The following is a 3,558-nucleotide window of genomic DNA, read 5'->3' as shown; positions in this document are numbered from 1 at the left end:
GCACCCCCCGCCGCGACCAGCGCCCCGGCCACCGTGGCCACGTGATAGCCGAATCCGCCGCCCGGGGCCTGCGCCACCTCGCGCCAGCGCGGGCCGTGCAGCCTCCGCATGAGGGCGTCGTCGGCGTTGCCGGCCTGCAGGCGCAGGCTCACCCCGTCGTCGGCCGGGCGGACGGGATGGATGATGTGTCGCGCACCGCGGGCGAGCGACCAGCCCGCGCGGCGGACCCGCAGCGCGAGATCGGCGTCCTCGCGGAAGGCCCGAGGGAACCGCTCGTCGAAGCCCGCCACCTGCTCGAGGGCCGCACGGCGGTACGCCATGTCCGCCGTCGCCCAGTCCGCGCCCTCGAGCGCGGCGACGTTGCGCTCCCAGTCCGTCGGCGGGCGATCCGTCGGACGCGGCACGCGGATCGAGGCCTGCGTGGCGCCCGTGTCCGGGCCGCACGCCGCGAGGTCGTCCACGAGCCCGGAGAGCCACCCGTCGGGCAGGATCACGTCGTCGTCGAGGAAGGAGATCCACTCCGGGGCCGACTCATGCGTGGCCCGCCAGCCACGGTTGCGGGCGGCGGCGGGCCCTCGCCCGTAGCCGCGGACGACCCGCAGCGGCCAGTCGACTCCCGGCAGGCTCGCCGTCAGCGGGTCGACCCGTCCCGGCCGGTCATCGACGAGCACGACCTCCACGGGTGCCGGGTGGGCGTCGTCGGTCCGCTGCGCGGCCAGGGAGTCGAGCATCGCCTGCAGGCACGGTCGACCGATGGTGGGCACGACGATCGCCCAGCGGGGGGCTCGGCTCATGCGTCACCGCCGACCACGAAGTCCGCGCGGCGCACGAGGTGCGGGCCGAGGACGAGCGCGGCGACCGGCGCCGACCCGAACAACTCGAGGGCGTCACGGGGATCGTCGACCATGGGTCGGCCGGCCGTGTTCAGACTCGTGTTGACCAGAACCGGGACGCCGGTCCGCGCCTCGAAGGCGCGCAGCAGGTCGGCGACCCTGGGCGTGTCCGCGTCGGAGACGGTCTGGACCCGCGCGGTGCCGTCGGTGTGCACCACCGCGGGCAACCTGTCCCGCCATTCGGGGCGCACCGTGTGCACGAACAACATGTACGGACTCGGCAGCGGGCCGTCGGTGACGATGTCGGCGGCGCGCTCGGCGAGGATCATGGGGGCCACGGGCCGGAACTGCTCGCGCCCCTTGACGTCGTTGAGCCGCTCGACGTTCGCGGCCCGCGTCGGGTTGGCCAGCAGGGACCGGCGGCCCAGCGCCCGGGGACCGAACTCACTACGCCCGTCGAACCACGCGATGACACCGTCGTCGGCGAGCAGATCGGCCACCTCGCCCACCAGATCATCCGGGGTGGTGAAGGGGACGCGGGCCGCGGTGAGCCACTGCGCCAGCTCGTCGTCGTCCCATCCACGCCCCGCCGCGGGGTCCACGGCACCCGGGGCGAGCTCGTCCTGCTCGCGCGCCAGGTGCAGCGCCGCCCCCAGGGCGGTGCCGGAGTCGCCGGACGCCGGCTGGACCCACACCTCGTCGAACGGCCCGTCGCGCCAGATCCGCGTGTTGGCCACGCAGTTCAGCGCGGTCCCGCCCGCCATGGTGAGGACGGTCTCGCCCGTCTGCCGGTGCAGCCACTCGGCGTTGGCGACCAACACCTCCTCCACCCCGGCCTGCACCGAGGCGGCGAGGTCGGCGTGCACGCCGCCCCACGTCCCGTCGTCGACGCGGCGGGGCGCGAACCGCTCCCACTCCGGGGCGCGCGCGGTGAACCCCCCGTCCGGGTTCGCGTGCAGGCTCTCACGCAGCTCCGGCAGGAAACGCGGCTCGCCGTAGGAGGCCAGCGCCATCACCTTGAACTCGTCGCTCGAGCGCAGGAAGCCCAGGTGCTCGGTGAGCGACTCGTAGTACAGGCCCAGCGAATCGGGCAGGTCCTGGCGGTGACAGATCTCCAGCTCCCCGTCGCGGTAGTGGCCCGCGAGCTGGGAGTGCCGCTCCCCGCGGCCGTCGTTGACCAACACCGCGCACGTGCGGTGCGGCCCGGCCAGGGCGGCGGAGGCGGCGTGCGCGACGTGGTGCTCGACGAACCGCACCCGGCCGGGGTCCAGCCCGGGCAGCGCCTCGGCGAGGAACTCGGGCGCCCGCCGCACGTAGTCGATCCGTACCGAGTCGAAGGGGTCGTCGGGCTGCAGCGTCGCCAGCTCGGGATCGAAGGCGTACCCCACCGCGTCCAGATCGGCCGCGGTGATGCCGGCCTCCTCGAGGCACCAGCGCATCGACAACTCCGGCAGCTCCCACGCCGAGAACGGCACCGGCCGCTTGGCGTGCTTGCGCCGCGAGAAGCGTTCCTCCTCGGCCGCGGCGACCACGCGTCCGTCGACGACCAGCGCGGCGGACGAATCGTGGAAGGTGGCATTGACTCCCAAGACGATCATGGCGCCAACTTAGGCACGATCGGGGGGAAGTGGCTACCGCTCGCGTCGACTCTCAACTGTCGTAGCGCCGTGCCGCGCTGGACCTCTGGCTCTCCTCGAGGGCCAGGAAACGCGCCTCGACGTGCGGTGGCAGGATCCGCCGATCCCTCGCCACCCAGGCCGCGCCCCGGAGGGCGTCGAGCCCCCCCGCCGCGGTGATCCGATCCCGCGGCGCGCCCGCGAGGACGTCCCGCGTGCGCCGGAGCGCGGCGGGCAGCGGCCGGCGCAGCCACGTGAACCACAGGGTGTTCCGGATGCCGTGACGGCGGCGCAGATGCGGATCACGCAGCACCGACGCCTGGTGGTGCACGGTCATCTCGGGCAGGTAGCACAGCTCCCAGCCGGCGGCGGCGAGATCGGCCGCGAGCAGCTCCTCTTCGCCCCCCAGCCACAGACGCTCGTGGAAGCCGCCGGCCTCCCGGTAGGCCTCGGCCCGGACGATGCTCGCCCCCGCGAGGAAGCTGCCCAGCGCCGGCCCGGGGAGCCAGTCCGGGCCGCGCACCGGCGAGTTCTCCAGCTCCGGCACGATCGGGTCGTCCTCGCCGCCCGGCTCCACGACGATCCGCGCCGTGACCACGCCCAGCCGCGGATGCGCGTCGAGGGCGTCCGCACCGGCGCGCAGCGAACCCGGGTCCCACCACGTGTCGTCGTCGCAGAACGCGACGTAGGGGGTGGTCGCCGCGTCCACGCCGAGGTTGCGGCCGACCGCGCCGAGGTTCGTGGGGCTGGCGATGAGCCGCACGCCCGGGTGCTGACGGGTGACGGCGTCCGCGGTGCCGTCGGTGGAGCCGTTGTCGACGACGATGACCTCCGGGCGCTCGGGCAGCTCCGCCAGCCGGTCCAGAGCGGCGAGCGCCTCCTCGCGGCGGTTCCAGGTGATCATCACAACGCTCACCCTGGGATCCCGACCTTCCGGCTCCGGTGCGCTGCTCATCCGACTCTCCTCTCCCGTGTGCGTCCATGCGTCCCCTGTGGGGCTTCTATCCGTCGTCCGCGGCGCGGAGCCGCTCCCGCGCGCGCAGGGTGGGCTCCCCGACGACCCGGCGCGCCGCGAGTGCGGCGGGGATCCGCGGCACCGCGCTGAGGAG

Annotated in this window: 3 protein-coding genes; all 3 read right to left on the bottom strand. The window is 74.5% G+C overall.

What is annotated here, in order from left to right:
• Nucleotides 1-794 (bottom strand): glycosyltransferase family 2 protein (locus HMPREF3086_RS18235; RefSeq protein WP_141764149.1); only part of this gene is annotated, 794 nt, incomplete at its 3' end.
• Complete coding sequence (locus HMPREF3086_RS16950) at nt 791-2,431, bottom strand: carbamoyltransferase family protein (RefSeq protein WP_063971861.1); 1,641 nt, start codon at nt 2,429-2,431, stop codon at nt 791-793. The genes HMPREF3086_RS18235 and HMPREF3086_RS16950, both read right to left, overlap by 4 nt.
• Nucleotides 2,432-2,483: 52 nt before the next feature.
• Nucleotides 2,484-3,404, bottom strand: a complete 921-nt coding sequence (locus HMPREF3086_RS16945; RefSeq protein WP_070723101.1) for a glycosyltransferase family 2 protein — start codon at nt 3,402-3,404, stop codon at nt 2,484-2,486.
• Nucleotides 3,405-3,558: the final 154 nt, after the last annotated feature.

Source organism: Dietzia sp. HMSC21D01, from assembly GCF_001815995.1.
Taxonomy (GTDB): domain Bacteria; phylum Actinomycetota; class Actinomycetes; order Mycobacteriales; family Mycobacteriaceae; genus Dietzia; species Dietzia cinnamea.
This window is presented reverse-complemented; position numbering and strand designations above follow the sequence as displayed.